17 protein-coding genes are annotated in these 18,978 nt (G+C 52.5%); 9 read left to right on the forward strand and 8 right to left on the reverse strand.

The features are described from left to right. Positions 1-119: 119 nt before the first annotated feature. A complete protein-coding gene (locus QMX86_RS21740) occupies positions 120-3,023 on the reverse strand; it encodes an AAA family ATPase (RefSeq protein WP_282383474.1) in 2,904 nt (967 codons plus the stop codon). Between the two features lie 337 nt (positions 3,024-3,360). Between QMX86_RS21740 and QMX86_RS21745 the strand changes: the two genes are divergently transcribed. After that, a complete protein-coding gene (locus tag QMX86_RS21745) occupies positions 3,361-3,582 on the forward strand; it encodes a LysR substrate-binding domain-containing protein (RefSeq protein WP_282383471.1) in 222 nt (73 codons plus the stop codon). A gap of 165 nt (positions 3,583-3,747) precedes the next feature. Here QMX86_RS21745 and QMX86_RS21750 read toward each other — a convergent pair whose 3' ends face one another. Beyond that, the gene (locus tag QMX86_RS21750) at positions 3,748-5,160 is read right to left on the reverse strand and encodes a hypothetical protein (RefSeq protein WP_282383468.1); all 1,413 of its coding nucleotides are present in this window, start codon (positions 5,158-5,160) and stop codon (positions 3,748-3,750) included. 765 nt (positions 5,161-5,925) lie between these two features. On the opposite strand from QMX86_RS21750, the gene QMX86_RS21755 reads away from it, so the two are divergent. The 3 genes from QMX86_RS21755 to QMX86_RS21765 all read left to right on the forward strand — a co-directional run bounded on the left by QMX86_RS21755 (position 5,926) and on the right by QMX86_RS21765 (position 9,310). Next, positions 5,926-6,702 (forward strand): hypothetical protein, encoded by a 777-nt coding sequence (locus tag QMX86_RS21755; RefSeq protein WP_282383465.1) that lies wholly within the window; start codon positions 5,926-5,928, stop codon positions 6,700-6,702. Positions 6,703-6,937: 235 nt separating this feature from the next. Further along, positions 6,938-7,735: a hypothetical protein gene (locus tag QMX86_RS21760; RefSeq protein ID WP_282383462.1), complete on the forward strand. Its 798-nt coding sequence runs from the start codon at positions 6,938-6,940 to the stop codon at positions 7,733-7,735. A 3-nt stretch (positions 7,736-7,738) separates the two neighbouring features. Further along, the gene (locus QMX86_RS21765; RefSeq protein WP_282383459.1) at positions 7,739-9,310 is read left to right on the forward strand and encodes a hypothetical protein; all 1,572 of its coding nucleotides are present in this window, start codon (positions 7,739-7,741) and stop codon (positions 9,308-9,310) included. Between the two features lie 415 nt (positions 9,311-9,725). Here QMX86_RS21765 and QMX86_RS21770 read toward each other — a convergent pair whose 3' ends face one another. The 4 genes from QMX86_RS21770 to QMX86_RS21785 all read right to left on the reverse strand — a co-directional run bounded on the left by QMX86_RS21770 (position 9,726) and on the right by QMX86_RS21785 (position 12,179). Then, positions 9,726-10,376 carry an HAD-IA family hydrolase gene (locus tag QMX86_RS21770; protein ID WP_282383456.1) on the reverse strand — a complete coding sequence of 217 codons (651 nt, stop codon included), beginning with the start codon at positions 10,374-10,376 and terminating at the stop codon, positions 9,726-9,728. Positions 10,377-10,437: 61 nt separating this feature from the next. Next, a complete protein-coding gene (locus QMX86_RS21775) occupies positions 10,438-10,935 on the reverse strand; it encodes a hypothetical protein (protein WP_282383453.1) in 498 nt (165 codons plus the stop codon). Positions 10,936-11,141: 206 nt separating this feature from the next. Beyond that, entirely contained in the window at positions 11,142-11,435 is a 294-nt protein-coding gene (locus QMX86_RS21780; protein ID WP_282383450.1) for a hypothetical protein, read from the reverse strand. Between the two features lie 12 nt (positions 11,436-11,447). Further along, the gene (locus tag QMX86_RS21785; RefSeq protein WP_282383553.1) at positions 11,448-12,179 is read right to left on the reverse strand and encodes a metallophosphoesterase; all 732 of its coding nucleotides are present in this window, start codon (positions 12,177-12,179) and stop codon (positions 11,448-11,450) included. Positions 12,180-12,399: 220 nt separating this feature from the next. Between QMX86_RS21785 and QMX86_RS21790 the strand changes: the two genes are divergently transcribed. The 4 genes from QMX86_RS21790 to QMX86_RS21805 all read left to right on the forward strand — a co-directional run bounded on the left by QMX86_RS21790 (position 12,400) and on the right by QMX86_RS21805 (position 15,375). Next, complete coding sequence (locus tag QMX86_RS21790) at positions 12,400-12,852, forward strand: helix-turn-helix domain-containing protein (RefSeq protein ID WP_282383444.1); 453 nt, start codon at positions 12,400-12,402, stop codon at positions 12,850-12,852. Between the two features lie 146 nt (positions 12,853-12,998). After that, positions 12,999-13,922, forward strand: a complete 924-nt coding sequence (locus tag QMX86_RS21795; RefSeq protein WP_282383441.1) for a LysR substrate-binding domain-containing protein — start codon at positions 12,999-13,001, stop codon at positions 13,920-13,922. A gap of 164 nt (positions 13,923-14,086) precedes the next feature. Continuing rightward, positions 14,087-15,019, forward strand: a complete 933-nt coding sequence (locus QMX86_RS21800; protein WP_282383438.1) for a LysR substrate-binding domain-containing protein — start codon at positions 14,087-14,089, stop codon at positions 15,017-15,019. Next, complete coding sequence (locus tag QMX86_RS21805; RefSeq protein WP_282383436.1) at positions 15,016-15,375, forward strand: MmcQ/YjbR family DNA-binding protein; 360 nt, start codon at positions 15,016-15,018, stop codon at positions 15,373-15,375. The genes QMX86_RS21800 and QMX86_RS21805 overlap by 4 nt, the downstream gene beginning before the upstream one ends. A 146-nt stretch (positions 15,376-15,521) precedes the next feature. On the opposite strand, the gene QMX86_RS21810 is transcribed toward QMX86_RS21805, so the two are convergent. Further along, on the reverse strand, positions 15,522-15,950 hold the full coding sequence (locus QMX86_RS21810; RefSeq protein WP_282387697.1) for a DUF1294 domain-containing protein: 429 nt from the start codon (positions 15,948-15,950) through the stop codon (positions 15,522-15,524). Then, complete coding sequence (locus tag QMX86_RS21815; protein WP_016774688.1) at positions 15,947-16,777, reverse strand: undecaprenyl-diphosphate phosphatase; 831 nt, start codon at positions 16,775-16,777, stop codon at positions 15,947-15,949. Before QMX86_RS21815 ends, QMX86_RS21810 begins: the two co-directional genes overlap by 4 nt. 303 nt (positions 16,778-17,080) lie before the next feature. Between QMX86_RS21815 and QMX86_RS21820 the strand changes: the two genes are divergently transcribed. Beyond that, entirely contained in the window at positions 17,081-18,715 is a 1,635-nt protein-coding gene (locus QMX86_RS21820) for a methyl-accepting chemotaxis protein (RefSeq protein WP_095179989.1), read from the forward strand. The last annotated feature ends 263 nt before the right edge of the window (positions 18,716-18,978 follow it).

Genomic DNA, 18,978 nt, shown 5'->3' on the forward strand with positions numbered 1-18,978 from the left:
ATATTGTCTACCATACCCAAACGCAAATGCGTTTTGATTTCAACCCCCTCACTTAGATATAAAACACTTCATCGTTGGTCATACGGGACATGGTTCACCACCCAGCTAAGAGCGCAGAGTTAGCTGCCATCACCCAAAGCGCCCTCCTCTCCAGTTACAGGCGGTTGCTGAGCAGGACGACCCTCAACCTGGTCTTGCTCCGCGATGCTTTCAAGGCACCGCTCAATGAACTTGAGTTCTTCCTCCAATTCAACGGCACGCTTTTCCATTACACCCAAGGCGGCCTGTCGCTCTTGTTGCAAAGCTGCGGGGGCCCGCGCCAGTCCCGGCATTTTCTTGCGGTTCCACTCTATTTTGGCAGAAAGGTCAGCGAGAAACTTTTCCCCGGAAGCCTTCTTTCTCAGGGTGAACAACTGACACTCAAGCAAACGGATGGCATCGTAGATTTTGACGATTTCCTTACTGGTCTTGGAATGGACAAAATTGAGGCTTCCCTCGTCGAAGGCATGGTGCTCCTGGTTTTGGCCCCGCCAGTTCACAAGGTCATTCTTGATAATATCGAAGTGGGTCAGGTCGTACTTGATGTACGGCTCAACCAGCGCAAACGTCTTCTCAAGGCTGAGCTGAAGAAACATATTGTTCTTCACGCTCAGCTTGCCGAACTGGGCTGTGATTGAGAGCCCCTTATCGATACAAAATTCCAAAACCATGGACTCAAACCAGATACGACAATATACCAGCGCCTGGCGTATATCGTAGACCGACAGCGCCATGTGAACTTTCTTCTGAAAACCACCGGCGTAATTAATCGCAACGATCCCTTTATTCGTGTACGTCAAGACATTGCTGGTAAATTGATCTGCTTGCGAATGACGATCGACAATGATGCAAAAACGCTCCCAAAAGAGGCGATCATGAGTCGTTACCACCATCTGAATTTGGCTCAGATACTCATCATCAAAGAACAAATCGATGATATTGGAGCGGTGGTCACTGTCGATGGCATTAACAACGTCATCGAACACGATCAAAGGGTATTTGTTTTTTTGAGCCATCGCGAGCAGCAACGACAACCCCAAAGCCCTCAGGTGCCCCTCGCTCAAGGTTGTGAAGGCATCCAGGGAGGATCCATTGACGTTGGTTATCTTGATCCTATAGCCGCTACCATCGTTCTCGAAGCTCAGCGACTGAATCTGCTCGTGCTCATCATCATGGTTGTTGATGGCCCTGTAATACTCAGCGGCCTTGGCCTCGATGCCCGTAATACGTTCCTTCTCCAGGCTAAGCTTGTAGTCTTGGAGATCACGATGGAGATTGCCGTACTCGGCCTCCAGGTTACGCAGCAGTTGATTGAAATGACTGTTATCACTGGCGTCGTTGAGCAGCGTTTCCCTTCTTTTCGAGAGATCCGCCATCTTTGTGTTCGTGACCTGGATGCTGCTTTCGAGCGCTTTTTTCTCATCAAAGCGCTGTCTAAGTGTTTCGCAGAGCTGTTTCAAATCTCCAGCTTCGCGCTCAAGTCGTTCTGCGTGGGCTTCGGCCATCCCCACCTCGCCATGTTTGACATGGCAAGCGTGAAGGTAGCACTCAATAGCTGGGTACTGACCCGCATACAGCGTGACAAAGAGTTCGATGACTCCAGAGGCGACCTCCGTTCGATCGGTAGCGGAATGAAAATCGCCAAGCTCGCTGACCAGCTCCTCCATATGCACTTCACATGGAACGCCGGCTTGCTCATTCGATCGGATGGTGGCCACCGCAGTGGCGATTATCGAGGCCAAGCGAGCCATGCGATGCTCGTTTTGGCGCTTCGACTGCTTGAGTTGCTCCAAGACACTCAGCTCTAGAAGCTCACGCTTGGCGTGCTCAAAGGGGTTTTCGACGACTCGATCCAGCGGAGTGTTGCAAGCCGGACAGGTGTCTCCTGCACAGTCATGCTCTACAGCTTGCAGTGCTAGGTAGATAGCCTGGTAATTGACTTCACTGGCGCGCTTGAGAAGCTCGGCCTCGATCGAAACCTTCCGCGCGAGCAAGCGCTTGCTAATTCCACAGGTTCTAGCGATCTGCTTGAGGGTGAACACCACAGGCGCTTGAGCAGAACGCAGACGCTCAGCTTTACGGATCATGGTCTCAATTCGCTTCGGGAGCCGACGCGATCTGAAAGGTACGTAGTAGTCCTGGTCTACCCGCAACCCCAACAACTGACACACGCTGGCCACGAGTGACTGGAGCTGCGCAAGATGCGCTCGGCGCTGCCCGCCAAGGTCTGATCGATCGCGTGCCAACGCTGCGAGCTCATCAGCCCTGTCAGGCCGCATGTAGTCTTTCAGCACGAAACTCTCAGGGCGAACGAATCGAGAAATGACCTCCTGCAGCTCCTCCAGACCGAACAACGTGGCAATCACATCGCTCTCAGCACTGCCGGTGTCCTTGGAACCCAGCAACGAGAATTCTTGAAGGCGGTTGCGATCAATGAAGCAGCTCGACCAGGTGAGGCTTTGTATGACTTTCGCTTTGCTCGTATCGCGGAGCTCAAGCATGGGCCGGCTTGAACCACGAGCAATGTATTGCTTGACCTTAGTTTTACGCCTGAGCGCCTCTTTGATCGCTCCGGTGGTGCCAATCTCAAGCGCTTCGCACAGGGAAGATTTTCCTCCGCCATTAGGGGCGTAGAAAATATTCTTGAGCTTGCTGAATCGAAGCGTGGTGCCTTGGTCATCAGCGCCGAACTCACCAAATCCCCGGAAGTTCTTGACCCTAAGAGAGTCCAAAGGACTAAGGCCCGACGGCGCGACCCAGTCGAGCTCCGGCCTGTTATCGAGCACCCTTTTGAAACGTACAGCTGCTCGCTGGTAATCACGACCAAGCAGCGCATCTGAGGCTGTCGAGATGTGAGACTTGATATGGTCGGAGTAGCGCCCCTTACCCTGATATGCCTGGTACATACACCACAGCAACACTAGGTAAGCGTCTGAACGCCCTTCAAGATTCTGCCTCGCAAAACTCAAAAGGTACTGGCTCATTGCACCTCCTCCTTGGTGCGTACCAGCGTATCCGGACTGAAATTAGAAAGCCATCACTCCTGCCTTGGATACTCGGGGGAGGCAGTGCGAAGGAGAGAGCTCATGCGCAGCATGGAAATTTCCTGATCATCGAGCCCATGGGGGCCCACCGCTAAAACGTTCTTCGATAAAAGCTCTGAACGCAGCAGAGGTAGCCGAGCCGAATTGAGCAGATGGCCGAACGAGATAGATGGCGACATCGATGTCGAGCTGCCAGTCCGGCAAAACTCTAATCAGATGACCCTTCGCCAAGTCTTTCATTACCATCCACTCGCCGCTGGCCAAGATACGCGTGCAGGTGAAAAGCTTCGAAGCGATCTGCAAGATGATCGAGGCAGGTCTGGGCATCGGCATCCTGCCCAAGATTGCCGCCGAAGCCTTCGCTCAGGAGCTGAACCTTCGGCTTGTGCCGCTCGCCGATGCCTGGGCCATCCGGCAGATGTACGTCTGCTGCCGGGAGGAGGAGCTACCGGTTTCAGTGCAAAAGATGCTTGACCATTTGATTGCTGACATCGCCTGATGCCATGCATCTCCATCAATCATTTACTTTGGCCTGTCAGGCATATGCATCGGGTCTGGCTGGTACACCGCGTACTTCGTGTGCGCAAATGGATATACAGCAGACCATTTCGAGTAGGTCAAGTAGCAGTCTGTGACTGTCAAAAATCAACCACAAAATGTACTACTAAGCATAATCCTCATCGTAATCTCTATAGCTTAGATTTCGCACTGACTTGACCCCATTAACATACCAGCAGACATCACCACTTTGAATACCAAGATCATGCATCCAAGGTGTAGTGGAGCATAGTTCAGGATTTTTTCTTGCATCTTTGAGAGGGCATACTTTGAGGTATGGGCAGCTTAGCTCGTGAGGACTATTTACTAGCTCGCTAGTGTTATTGAAACTGGCTTTCTGAGAAAGATGAAGGTGCGAATACTGTATTGCGGCCTGCAGAGTTGAGATAGCACCAAAAGTCGCCTCTGGAAGGTTTGCGACCCCATTTCCCATCCAATAATATTCGGCCCCTTCGTCGAACTTATTCTGAATGATACATCTCGGGGGAAGATTTCCCCCTTGGATTATGTCACTAAAAGCCTGGAGCGTTAATGGCTCCTGGATAAACAGAAGTTCAAAGAAAGGATCTTCGACCCTCTTATTGAAAGCACTCCTAACGATACCGTCTAGCATCTTCATACCGTCACTCACTGACGTACCAACGAAAACACTATCTAGAAGCTGGCTTATGGTTTTATTGTATCCTTCCATTACCTCTTGATGTTCCTTGGCCATGCTTGCTGTGAACTGTTCAAAAAGCTCATCACTGTGCTTTAAGGCAGCCGTCGCAGCTTTGAGCCCCCAAGAAGGAATCGTATTTTGTAGTGCAAGCGTTCCGATTTTAACCAATTCAGGTAAAGAGCACCGCCTTCCTACAAGATGCTCGACGATGGGCCGATACAACCTATATGGGAGTGGTGGCGTGGAGTACACCAGACCCATACCACTTCCGCCAGTTATTGTATTACGCACGTGCATTTCAATTTCATAGGCGATACCCTCCGTGATAATATTGTAACCAACATTATCTATCACAGTCTTCTCAGGTATGCCGCCTATCTTGTAAGAGACAGTAACCCCTAAAATATTGCAAAGGTCAGTGGGATCATCAGTTTCTTCACAAATCTCATTCACCTCAAATGAAAAATCAGCAAGAAACCCCTCCCTCTCAATTTTACCAGTATCGCCCAATATTCTTGAATAGTCTCTTTCAAAGTTTTCAAGAACGCTTTTATCAATACCCTTATAAATCTTCCCCTGACGAACATAATGCCCATCATCATTTGTTCCAGTCGCAAAAATCTGCAACGCGACCAGCCTATTCTTCAACAACTGGATGCCTGCCGTTGTAGAAAAATTATGTAACTGATGAATATATTCATGTACCTGCAAACCTAAGACCTCTTGAACCGTATCCTTTTCTGGATCGCCAGAAAGAGGCATTAGAAGTTTTAAGTCCGCAGTATGTGGTAACACAGTTATTAAAGCGTTATTTTTATAGCTCGCGAGCGCACTAAATTGTGAGCCAGAGTGAGACATTCATGTTCTCCATGATTTAAATAGGAATAATCCGTTCTTTAACCCAGTTGAGACTGATCTTCTCACTGGCAATTTCAGTGCGAATGCAAGCACAAAAATTCGACCAACATGCTCGCCAATCCATCTACCGCTGAACCGATTTTACCTGAGCGGCCTACCATGAGCGAAGCGTCGTTTGAGAGACCTCGACGCGCCATGCCGCGCATTTCCGGGAGGTAGCTCAGCGACCTCTCAGAGCCCCATTAGATTCTGAATCCACCCACAAGACGCTGAAGCCGGATAGCCTCTTCATCCAGCGCTACGCAAGCTGCCAAGGATGATTTCGCATTAGAGCCATTCCGATTGCCGCTGTTAGGTAGGGGATGGCGTAAATGAAACCGACGTTGGTAGCTGACTGAACCCCCATCGCCTTGATTATGGTTGGCAGCCAGAAGCTGACGCCATAGAGCCCCATGATCAGGCAGAAATAGACCAGGCACAGTAACCACACTTGTGGGTTGGAAATCGCAGACCAGGCCGATCCATGTTCCCGGCCTGCATCATCCTCATCGATTCTCGCCCGAAGAAGTCGCTTTTCCTCCATGGTCAGCCACTTTGCATCCTCAATCCTGTCATCCAGGTAGCCAACGGTGTTGCGCCCGCCTCAGCACGCACAAACGAAGCGCAGGCAGCCCATCGCTTGATCTCTTGAGCGAAGCGGGTGAAGCTTTGAAAAACCTGAACGAGTTCACATTCTCGTAAACCGCTTCTTACAAGGACGAACGCATGCCTGTCGTACAAAGGGTACTTCTGCCCGACACCAGCCTAAGCTTCGAGCACATCCTGACAGGGGTCAGCGTTGCGAATCATCTCTGCGAGACATCGGGCGCTCTCGACGTCATCTTCCTGGTGCCGGCGAAACCATCGCTCGTCACCGGTGACCTCACTAAAGTACTGGGTGCGGGCGTGCATGACGCGCTGGGCAAAGGAAAGCCAGTGAAGCTTCCTTGCGGCGCGCAGATGCGCTGCGAAACCATGAAAACCTTGCAGTGGGTCACCAAGCCAGCCGTCTTGATTGCCGTGTTTGCCAACCAGAATATGATGGACAAGGTCGATGCGCTGCAAAACCTGGTAGCAATTGTGGCTGTCCCATGGACACCGGATGCAGTCGACAACTGGACAAAAACCTGGTCACCCAAGGTGCTAGGTAAGCCGGCAAAAGCGGGAAAAACTGCCAAACCTACCAAGCTGATCGCCGACCCAATTGTTGAGCAGGCCATGAAATCGCTCACCGCCATGGTCAACCGGGCCCACAACACCCTGCATCCCTCTGACGAGGATCAGGCCAAACGCATTCTGCGGATCCTGCGCGCACGTGATCACCAGGAGCCTGCGCAGAACATCAAACTCTGGGCAATCAAGAACGGCTGGCTGCCCAAGGCAGCTGAGCGGCTAGAGGTCTTGGCCGAGAAAGCATTTGCCTTGCGTACGAAGCCGAAGCTCGAAAATCCGGAGCATGACGAGCGCAGCTATCAGCGTTGGATTGAAACTGTAAAGCCATGATTACCTCTGCTTCGGAAAGGATGAGCGATCACACTACCAATTAACGCTGGCTCTCTTCAGGACTTGTTCGAGGCGTTGTTAGTATTGATTACTCATACCTCCTAAAACTCTAGACGCACAGCCAAAAGGGAACATTGTATTTTTGAAGCAAAATACTAGCAATCAACTTGTAAGCTGCCAGCTTCGTGGTTCGTGGCTTGCAGCTCTAAATTTCTGCAATTATTAAAGGTGATCTGTGGATTTTGATATTTCTTTTGTGCACCTAGCATTTCCAGCGGAATCAATTTCACCAAATATATTAGTAAGTGAAGGACTGGAGCAGTACCCGGGCTTTCAGGGCACAGGATTCTTCTGTGTAAAAAACGATTCATTATTTTATTTGACTGCACGCCACTGCCTGACCAAAGATAACTCCGCAGACATTTCCAATCTGGCTAACTGCTTGAGAATTCCATTTTTCTCCTCAACAGATTTAGATCGCAGCACTGTACCTTTTGATTGCGTCTACTCAGTTATTCATAACTCTGAAGATTTGCCAGGACTCTATCTGGATGCGGTAGCACTTAGGGTGGCCAACTGCATATCACCTGAACAGAGAGAACTATTGATGAAGCGAGCAGTAAAGCTTCCTCCAAGTGGTGAGTGGTTTCGCAAATTTCTGAATAACTGTCAGGTCAAAGCACATTTTGAAAGTGGTGCCGGGATAAAACTTATAGGCGCTGGGTTTCCACTTGATGATGAATTTACAGTAGCAGAATATCCAGATAACGACAATGAATTAGCTGCGATGCGTGCAACGCCTGTAGGTTTTAAAGGCGAGGTAGGGCCAGGGGCATATGATGACAGAGTAAAGCTTAATAATGTCACATGGTCCGGGACTACCAACGGGCTAAGCGGTTCGCCTGTTTTTATCGGCTTTTCAAAAAACAACGAACCTTCATACGCCCTAGTAGGGATGTTCGTCACCGCCGGCGGAGGGATGGGGCAAATGATGACTGTAGATTTTCTCTTGAAACTGTTTGAGGCAAAGTAGTACATGGAAGATATTAGGCAGATTGAGAATCTTCAGATTCTACTTTCGCACAAGAAAAATTACCAAAAGCCAAGAGGGATTAAGGAAATCCTAAAAAACAACATTGGCGAAAGTATATTTTGCTGGATGTCTGTTTTGTCATATAGACACGACGAAGAAATGAAATTCAGAATCTGGAGTTTAAATAATCTATATTCGTCACGCGATAAGGTGAATGAGGCCAGCGTGGCCGCAATTTACTCTAGAAGAACGTTATGGCGGCTGTGGAAGGCTATCCTAGAAGGAGCTCAGGTGAGGAATTTGAAAACCATTCCTGATTACACTGCGCTTGGAGTTCTCCATGAGGCATGCGCCGCGATAAATGATCTGAACGACACTGACGCAGATGAAGCTACGCAATACCTTGCAAAGTTATCGATTGCTAGCTATCGAGACAACGTATTAATGAAACTTTGTAGAGCCCAAGCTACTTTCTTACAGGGAGACGAATTAAAAAAATATATAGCCAAATTTGAGGCTATGATTGGAGTAAAAATCGATTTCTATGTGCATTTTTTATTTAGCTTAATAGAGAGATTTCACCACTCAAGGTCAAATAATATCGATCCTCGAGAGGGATGGGGAGTGGACTTACAGCTTGAAAGCAAGCGGCTAAATGTTCCAGTTCCAACCCTGATAAAACTAATGGCTGCAATTTCATTTTCGGTGGAGGAAGGAGTTGCCTTCAGTAGACAGAGCGCTTCAAATACGAATGACTTTTCACTTTTTAGAGACAAACCATTTCTCAGATTGTCCGATGAAATCTATCTACCCATTGAGGGCCGACTGGTCGAGGAGTTAATATTTGAAAACTTATTTCACAAGGTAGACTTGGCCAATAATAAAGACCCTGAATTTAAAAAAGCCTTCGGTGGCGCGTTCGAGAAATACATCCAGAATATATCAAAATTATTTTGCAGTCTATCGACAAAGACCAAGTATAATTACATTGAAGAATTTAGCTTTGGGAAGCCGCTGCATAAATCGCCAGATTTGTTTTTAAAGGCAAAAGAATGCGATGCAATCTTAGTCGTAGAGTGCAAATCTGCGCGATACTTAGATTCGGTCGTAAGCATGAGCGGAAATCTGGATGCGGTAAAAAAAACTCTAAAAAAGCTTGTAGTTGACCCTATTCAGCAATCTATGAAGTCAGTCTCAAAAATCATTGAAAAGAAAGCCCACCCCGATATATCAGCAGATAAGACCTACTGTTTCGTATGCGTCACGATGAATGACATCCCTGTTCTGCTTGAGCCTGTTGTTTTTGAAAAGCTTGGTGTAGGGGCTAGCTCAGACTGTTACTCTTTCAACATAGAAACTTATGAATTGTTGCTTGCAGGAGGGATTGAGCTTGAAGAAGTGACTTTAAATGAAGTATTGGCTGACGCTGGAGGTATTTTAGGTCGCGGCTCTATAAAAACCGCTTTGGCCCGAAAGTTAGCTGGCCGAGAGATGCATGGTGAGTTTTATTCGAAAATGCGTAAGCGCGCTCACGAGGCATATTTGAACTGGCAAAAGTCAATTTGCCTGCAGTGACACCCCCAGGGTGAATAGTTAAAATTGATAGGCGATTGAGATGCCCACCAAAGTTAAACGGAATATTCATAAACAGTTCGTCACGACACGCCGGCCACATCCTCTTCAAACTCTCACATAGCCTTGATCACAGACCCTCTATGGTCATCGCATTGATAGTTTACAGCAACCGGTTGAATCTAATTCACAGCTTCAACCGGCTTTTGAAAAAGCTACTGCCTTTTGATCTACGCCCAGTACAGTAATCAAGCCCAAGCATGAAAGATAATTCAGGTTTTCGTATCTTTATAGTAAGCAGTCTGCTCCCTCGCAAGATCTCGCTCAAGGGGTACATCACGGCATTATGAGGTTTTAATGGGTGAGTCATCATAAATGAGATTTTAGTATCAGATAGGACAAATTGCTCACCAAAGTCTCATGAGTCTTCTTTGTGCAATACCCGATGCTCATCAGCGGTGACGGTCTGAACAAACGAGATCAAATCGCTGTAAGGCCCCGCTCCGTTACGATCCAGGTGATAACCCGGGATCCCAAAGGCTCGCGGCCCCTGCTCGTCACACCGCCTTGAATCCCCGATCATCAGCACTTGCTCAGACTCCACCTGCTCCGGCAGAACGCCGAGCATGTTGCAGATGCTGCGGTACATACCAGGGTCAGGTTTGAGCAGGCCTAACTCAGCACTCAGTGCGTACCCATCAAGGCCAGGGAGCAGGCTCCGGACTTTCGAGCAATACGGCCCCGCAAGGTTTGAACACACTCCGATTTTTATCCCATGCTCTCGCAGCAACTCGATCGCGATCATGGCGTCATCGAAGGGCGTGATGGATTCAAGCTCCAGCTCAAGCATGCACTCCAGATCCGCCAGGTCAGCAGAGGACGGACAGATTCCAAAGGCCTCAGCGGCTTCGCTGATCCCACCATTGAAAGCCAGGATCGCACGCATGTCTTTCGAGGAAGCAGCTCGACCCTGCTTCGCCCCGATACGCAGCAGTTGCCTATAGGGGTTCTGGCGGTTCCGAATTTCGAGGAGCGTACCAAATAGATCAAAAATCACTGCTACGGTCATTTATTTTCTCCTTATCGGCACGCAAGCCTCAGCCCAGCCTCGCGGCTGTTCAAACCCACACCTATCGCACAATCACTCCATACGTGGCGAGCTCATTTATCAACGTGTCCCGGCGCAGCATGCGGGGGATTTTAAAGAGACTTCTGTACGCATAGAAGAGACAGAAAGGTGTAAACAGGAGCCCGATGCCAAACGTGGCCGTCCCGATGATCACTCCCGCTGGAATTGCCGCTACGGCGAAGACGATCCCTTTGAGAATACTAGATCTGGCAACTAGACGCAGGTGATCAAGATCATACTCGACCTTGCCATCCGGTTTTTGGAATGCCACTAGAACGATGCTTTTCTTATTCAAGTGCTTGTAATACCAAGTCCTGGGCCTATCCGTAACAATCGCACCGTGCCTCTTCAAGTAATCTAGCATGCAAACTTCTTTAAAATGAAAGGTTTTCCCTTCACTGTCTTCACATCGAACCTGGTCATAGAGCGTATCAATGTCAGCAGAACTTTTAACATTATAGTTCTTGACAGCAAGTTCAATTTTCTTGAGCTCGGACATACCGTTCCTTAGTAAGAGGTGTACTTATACCCTGTTCGACAGAGGATATTTGCCAGAAGAACAGGCACGTGGACTCACCAGATCCGTGCTCTGGTGGGTCAAGGCCAGCTTTTTCAAATCAGGTTGTTAGGTTGACTGCGGCTCACAGAGTGATGAGTTGCAACCGTTCAGAAAATCAATTGTTCAAAGTCCTAGAAAGACAGAGGTCATACAGGAGCACCTGCGTTGTCAGGCATCGCAGACACAATCACGTAGTGATCCATTCCCGACAGGCTGCGTACCAATGTAAAACCGCCCTTCTGCTCTACCACACGAACTTCCGGTGTCACGACGGTCATGCCATTGCTACTGATACCAGATAGATCGCAATAGACCAGCGCGGTGAAGCGATCACCCACTTGCGCTGCGTTTAGCAGATAGGCGTCAACAGTAACTCCCCAGCCAACACCGGCTGCCTGTACAACCTTCGGCGGAAGTTCGATCAATTCACAAGCACTCACGCTCACCATTCCTCATAAAATTTCAATTAATTTAGTTGGATCGAACCCGCAATCTTCGCCGGGATATCCGCGTTGATTTGACAGCAAGCGGCAGCCACTCAATACAGTGTCGACGGAATGATGGGTGTGGCCGAACATCCAATAGTCCGCCCGCTCCACTAAAGCGTGCCACCTGTTGAAATAAGCCGCGCTGAGATGCCCATCGTGTTCATCTCCAGCGACTTCTGGAATTGGACAGTGATGAGTGATGACAAACGTCTTGCCTTTAAATTGATGGCTCAATTCGCGATCGAGAAACGCCCTGGTGGCCTCGTTCTTAGCCATCAAATCGTGAGGCCGCAGTCGACGGTAGTTCGAGTCAGCTCTGATCATTCGAAAATCATTCATTTCCCGCGCACAGGTCTTTGACGCGGCAACCCAATCACCAGTGCTCCCGAAATCTGTCCAGCCAGTGGCGACCAAGAACCGCACGTTGCCCAGGATCAGCGACTCGTTCTCCATCACGCGTACGTGGGGGGCGGCAACAGCTTTCATCTTCTCGACCGTTCGATCGAGATGACCTTTGTAACGCTCATGGTTCCCAACGCAGTAGACGACCGGAGTCGTGAAGGTCTCGTTTGCCCACAAAACGCCTCTTTTTTGAATGCTGATATCGCCAGCGAGCACGACTAGGTCTGCCTCGACATCAGGGGGGTCAAAAGGCTTGAACTCGATGTGGAGATCGGAGTAGATCAGTACTTTCATGGGCTGGTGATTTTGGCCTGGCTGCTGGAATGCGCCTACTGGGTCGAGACCCGATTGATTGCACGTCGGAGCTGAAATTCGTTTTAAGCGTATATTGATAAAATCTGCTTGGCAGAGGGGCCCGCTGGCGACGAGTGCTTCATTGTCATGCTCCATGACTATAGTCATTTGCATATGACAAGGCAAATTCAGCATATCGTTGCGTTTGCCGGAAACGCTCATGTCGCTTCGCACAGCCTTTGCCGCAGCCTTGCAATTGCTTCGTACCCGCCGCGAGTCATCGCAGCAGGATTTGGCAGAGGCCGTCGATCCTAGCTACATCAGTCGTCTCGAAGCGGGTGCTCGGTCTGTGACGCTAGACGCTAGCCAAGACATCGCGAAGGCGCTGGGGGTGGATCCATTGACCTTGTTGACGCTCGCTTACGCTGCACATCGCGGGCAAACGCCCAAACAGGTTCTGGATCACCTTGCAAAAGACCTTGAGTCCACAGGCTTTCTCAGCAGCGAGATACCGGCCCTGCCGTCGAAAAAGCCACATCCGATCGTGGCGGCGTCCCTTGAGTTAAGGGAGCAAATCAAAGAGCTCGTCGATCAAGGCTATAGCCAGGCCGAGGTGGCTAGGAGGCTGGGCGTTTCTCGGCAGACTGTCAGTAATCGCCTGAAGAAGACGTGAAGCTCAGCGTACAAGCGTCATGACTCACAGCCCAGCGGCGTAGCTGACCTTTATACCCCGATTGTGAATGGGTACAGGCCTCGGACGACTCAGGCATAATGCATGCCCTGCATGCCTCGCTCCCTATGTCCTAAGGTCGTCCGAAAGTGGCTATTGGTGAACCCCGAAATTTGAATGACCTCTTCTATTTCGCGAAGGTCGTGGAGGCTGGTGGTTTCGCTGCGGCAGGCCGCCTACTGGGCATCCCAAAGTCAAGGTTATCCCGCCGTATTGCGGAATTGGAGGAGCGGCTCAACGCTCGCCTCCTTCAACGCACAACACGTAAATTGCAGCTCACTGCTTTAGTTGAACGGTACCTGCGCCACTGCCAGGCAATGCTCTTGGAAGCAGAGCAAGCCGATGAAGTGGTTGCCAGCGCAACCAGTGAGCCACGGGGCCCTCTACGGGTGAGTAGCCCGGTCGGTTTGGCGAATCAATTCTTAAATCCACTGGTTCGTGATTTCCTCACCCGGCACCCACAAGTCCAGCTCGATCTGCTGTTGGTCAATCGCCGAGTCGATTTGATCAATGAAGGTATCGATGTCGCGCTGCGCGTTCGCGAAGCCGAAGATGAGGAGCCAAATCTCGTCACCAAGCGCTTGCGAGAGGCTCGTACGGAAGTTGTGGCTTCTCCGGACTTCCTGGCCGCCCACCCTGTTTCTCACCCCAAAGGACTCATGGCTCTACCCTTCCTGGGGGCTCTAGACTCTGATCGCCTGGCCAGAATGCGCTTATTCAATCAGGCCGGCGAGCGTTTCGAGATAGCCATGCCTGCCCGTTTGGGTGTCGAAGACTTCATCATGCGTAAGGAAGCGGCGCTGGGTGGCCTGGGCTTCACGGTTTTGCCGTTAATGCACTGTGAGAGCGAGCTAGCCAGCGGAGAGCTTGTTCGCATGCTTCCTGATTGGCATTGCGCCCCTGCGTGGCTCCAGGCGGTTTACCCGCACAGGCGTGGAGTGTTGCCGGCTGTCAGGGCTTGGTTGGATCACCTGGCACATGCGTTCGACCGCTGTGGTGACCGGCCCCTGTAAAAGGTGATGTTGCGTCCGTAGCCAATGCGTTGATTTCAGCATATGGAGAGCTCCAGGCTCTCCTCGTAGGCTATCCTAGTTTCAATCAATGAGCCTGATCAAAGTCATGATTTTGATCATTCGTCAAAAGCAAAACCTTTCTAGCCCGTTGATCGATAAAGGAAATGTTGGTTTTGATCAATGGTTTCTCTAGGAAAACAGGCCATCTCTACTATTTCGCCAAAGTGGTCGAAGCCGGCGGATTCGCCGCCGCCGGGCGCCTGCTCGGCATTCCCAAGTCACGGCTTTCGAGAAGAATTGCCGAGCTGGAAGAGCGCCTCGGCGCGCGTCTGCTGCAACGCACCACTCGCCAACTCAATCTCACTGCCGTCGGTGAACGCTATTTGCGCCACTGTCAGGCGATGTTGCTGGAAGCGGAAATGGCTGACGAAGCGGTAGCGAGCATGTCCAGCGAACCGCGCGGGCGCTTGCGGGTGTCCTGCCCGACCGGGCTTGCCCATGAAATGCTGCCGACGGTGATCAGCGACTTTCTCGGCAAGTTTCCGCAGGTGCAGCTGGAGGTCGTGCTGCTCAACCGCCGGGTCGATCTGGTCACCGAAGGCATTGATGTCGCTTTGCGTGTGCGCGATCACGGCGATGAAGACCCGTTGCTGGTCACCCGCCGCTTGCGTCAGGCCCAGGCGGTGGTGATCGCCAGCCCGGCGTTCATGCAAGGCAAGACCATCAATCATCCGCAGGACCTGAAAACCCTGCCAGTGCTCGGCGCGCTGGAAGCCGATCGCATGGTGCATGTGCGCCTGCTCGATCAACAAGGCAAGAGCGTCGATCTGAGTATGGAAGCGCGGCTGGGCATTGATGATTTCGTGGTGCGCAAGGCCTGCGTCCTGGCCGGTCAGGGTTTTACCGTGCTGCCGATGATGTTCTGCGAAACCGAATTGCGTAACGGCACGCTGGTGCAGGTGCTGCCGGAATGGTCATTGCCCGGCGGCTGGTTGCAAGCGGTGTACCCGCATCGGCGCGGGGTAATGCCGGCGGTGCGCGCATGGATCGATCACTTGGTCGAATCGTTCAATGCCTGCGGGGATAGATTTCTATGAAACAAGGAAGAATGAGCGAAGCCGAGGTCGCCGAGTTTTGTCTCGCCCTGCCCGGCGCCCGGGAAGATTACAAATGGGGCGGCGTACGGGTGTTCTCGATTGCCGGCAACAAGATGTTTGCCTTGCAGGGATTACGTGGTGATTCGCTGGCGTTCAAGGTCGACAATGACCTGTTTCTCGGCCATTGCGACCGCCCGGGGATTCATCCAGCGCCGTATCTGGCACGGGCGCAGTGGATCATCATGCACCCGCCCTACCCGCTGGGTGCCGAGGAATTGCAGGGTTTGTTGCAGCGATCGCATCAACTGGTGGTGAGCAAGTTGCCTAAGAAAACGCAAATCGGCCTGTTGCTGTAAACCCGGTCCCGTGTAGGAGCTGCCGAAGGCTGCGATCTTTTGATTGTGCTTTGATCGTTCCCACGCGCAGCAAAGGAATGCAGCCGGGGACGCTCTGCGTCCCAAAAGATCGCAGCCTTCGGCAGCTCCAGGGGTAAGTGTGTTCTTTAGATCAAAGACAACAGGTTGGAACCGAGAAAAATCTGGTCAATCCAGAACACTTGATGCAACAACACGATCGCCCAGAACAGAATCTGAAACGACACCTTGCGCGTCTTGTGCCGAAACACCTGTTGCGCAATCAACGCTCCCGGCCAGCCGCCCGCCAGTTCTACCGCATGCAGGATGTTTTCCGGAGTGCGCCAGGCATCGGCGCGGGCCTTGCGTTTGTCGGCCCAGTACAGAAAGAACGCCAGCACACTGACAATCCCGTACGCCGCCAGCGGCACCCGCGAGATGCCGCTGAGCCACATCGACAGCGAGCCGAACAGCGGCAGCGCGCAGACGATCAGCAGCACCCCAAGCTTCAACTTCGGATGCTGAAGGCGCCCGCCTGAAGGTCGCCCCTCAGGGCGGCGCGTGCGGGAATCGTTCATGCCTTGGCCGCCGACCAGTCCACCCAGCCGAACTGCCAGGTCGCCAGAATGAACAGGCCGAAGGCAATCCGGTACCAGGCAAAGGCTGCGTAGCTGTGGCTGCCAATGAACTTGAGCAGGCCGCGCACAGCAATCATGGCGAAGATGAACGCCGTGACAAAACCAATGGCGAATACCGGGAAATCCGCCGGCACGAACAGGTCGCGATATTTGTAGCCCGAATACACTGCCGCACCGACCATGGTTGGCATGGCGAGGAAGAAAGAAAACTCGGTGGCCGTCTTACGCGACAGACCGAACAGCAAGCCGCCAATAATCGTCGAGCCAGAACGCGAGGTGCCGGGAATCATCGCCAGGCATTGCGCGAAGCCGATTTTCAACGCGTCGGTCCAGCGGATCTCGTCGACGGTTTCGGCATGCACCTCATGCTGGCGCTGTTCGGCCCACAACATGATGATCCCGCCGATGACCAGCGCCGCCGCCACGGTGATCGGGTTGAACAGGTATTCGTGAATCAGATCGGCAAAGATCACCCCCAGTACCACCGCCGGGAGAAAGGCGATCAGCAGGTTGGCGGTGAAACGCCTGGCGCTCGGCTGGGTCGGCAGGCCGATCACCACGTCGAGAATCTTGCGGCGAAATTCCCAGACCACGGCGAGGATCGCGCCGAGCTGGATGATGATATTGAACGCCATGGCCCGTTCGCCGCCGAAATTCAGCAAGTCGGCGACGATGATCTGGTGTCCGGTACTCGAAATGGGCAAAAACTCCGTCAGCCCTTCTACAACTCCTAGAATCAGTGCCTGCAAGGCGGTCCAAAGATCCATCAATCCCCCAGAGAGCGATGCGCGCGGGCATGCCCCGATAGTATTTTTCGTTCACTGCGTCCAGCGTAGTCGGTAAAAGCTGTAGCGATTGCGCGCGCACAGGATCCACACGAAACGGTAAAAATTCCGTGAAATATCAAAACCGGATTCAGGTTTTCGCGCGCGGGGCCGAAATCCTAACAGACAAGCCTTAATAGCGCTCCCCGCGTTAGGCGGCTCAAGTCGCGCAATCGCGAGCCCACAGCGGTGGCTGGATGCTGGCGATCGTTTATTACAAGAACAAGAATCCGGAGTGACAGCGTTATGAACAGCTTGCGCAGTGTGTCGATCAGCCGACGCTTGTGGCTCATCTTGATCGTGGCGGTGGTCATGTTGCTGACCTTGGGCGTGCTGATGCTCAAGCAGATCCATGACGACCTCTACCACGCCAAGGCGCAGAAAACCCAGCACGTGGTGCAGACCGCCAGTGGCCTGCTCACCTATTACCAAGGTCTTGAGACCGCTGGCACCCTGACCAGGGATGCCGCGCAAAAGCAGGCGCTGACCGCGATCCGTGGCCTGCGCTACGACCAGAGCGACTACTTCTGGATCAACGACCTCACGCCCGTGATGGTCATGCACCCGACCAACCCCAAACTTGAAGGCCAGAATCTTTCGGCGATCCGCGACCCGGACGGCTTTGCGGTGTTCAACGAGATGGTCGCCATCGCCAAGGCCAAAGGCGCGGGCATGGTCAATTATCGCTGGCCGAAACCGGGGGCGACTGATCCCGTTGCGAAGACCTCGTATGTGAAGCTGTTTGAGCCGTGGGGCTGGGTAATTGGTTCCGGCGTTTACGTCGACGATGTGCAGGCAGAATTCCAAGGACAAATGATCAAGGCGTCGGCGATCGGCCTGGCGATTGCGCTGATCATGGCGCTGCTGGTGATCCTGATCGCACGCAGCATTGTCCGTCCGTTGCAGGAAACCGTGAATGCCATGGCCAACATCGCCAGCGGCGAAAGCGACCTGACCCGCAGCCTTGATACCCACGGCAAGGATGAGGTCACTGAACTCGCCCATCACTTCAATGCCTTCACGGCCAAGCTGCGCCGAGTGATTGGTGACCTGCAGGTGTCGGCCAGCGCTTTGGGCCAGTCTTCCAGCGAGCTGGGCAACGATGCCTCGCAGGCGCAGCAGCGCAGTCAGCAGCAATCGCAGCAGATGGAACTGGTGGCCACCGCGATCAACGAAGTCACCTACGGCGTGCAGGACGTGGCGAAAAACGCCGAACACGCCGCCGCCGAAATGCGTGATGCCGAAGCGCAGGCGCAACAGGGTCAGATCAACATTGACGGCAGCCTGCAACAGATCGACAAGCTCTCGGGCACGATCGATCAGGCGGTGGAAGTGATCCGCACCCTGGCAGCGGAGAGCACGCAGATTGGCAGCGTACTGGAAGTGATTCGTTCGATTGCCGAGCAGACCAATCTGCTGGCCTTGAACGCGGCGATTGAAGCGGCGCGTGCGGGTGAACAGGGTCGCGGGTTCGCTGTAGTCGCCGATGAGGTGCGCTTGCTGGCCCAGCGTACGCAGAAATCGACGGCGGAGATTCAGTCGATGATCGAGCGTTTGCAGAATCATTCGGAGGCTGCGGTGAAGGTGATCGGCGACAGCAGCAAGGCCTCGCAATTGACCATCGAACAGGCGGGACTGGCCGGGGCGAGCCTTAATGCAATTGGCCAGGCGTTGCGTAATCTCAACGGCCTCAATGCGTCGATTGCCAGCGCTACGTTGCAACAGGCGCAGGTGGTTGAGGACATCAACCAGAACGTGACGCAGGCGGCCGGGCTTTCCCATAGCACCGCGTTGGCGGCTGAGCAGTCGAGCGCGGCCAGCCTGCGGCTTGGGCAACTGAGCGAACAGCTCAACGGGTTGCTGCGCCAGTTCCGGGTCTGACCGGTCACCGAGGTGAGCCCCCCCCTCACCCCAGCCCTCTCCCCGAGGAGAGGGAGCAGATCATTGCGCTTTTCATGATCTGCGTTCGACGCGATATTCCAGGTCAGCGTACCTCGACCAAACAACGCGGTCAGTTCCCTCTCCCTCCGGGAGTGTATGTACCGGACACATGGTGGACAGGTGTTCGGAGACATGGTGGACACTTTTTAATAGGCACATTGCTCATCATCAAGGAAATGACCTGTGTCCTGGCAAGAGGCATC

The sequence above is a fragment of the Pseudomonas sp. PS01270 genome (assembly GCF_029959775.1).
Lineage (GTDB): Bacteria > Pseudomonadota > Gammaproteobacteria > Pseudomonadales > Pseudomonadaceae > Aquipseudomonas > Aquipseudomonas atacamensis.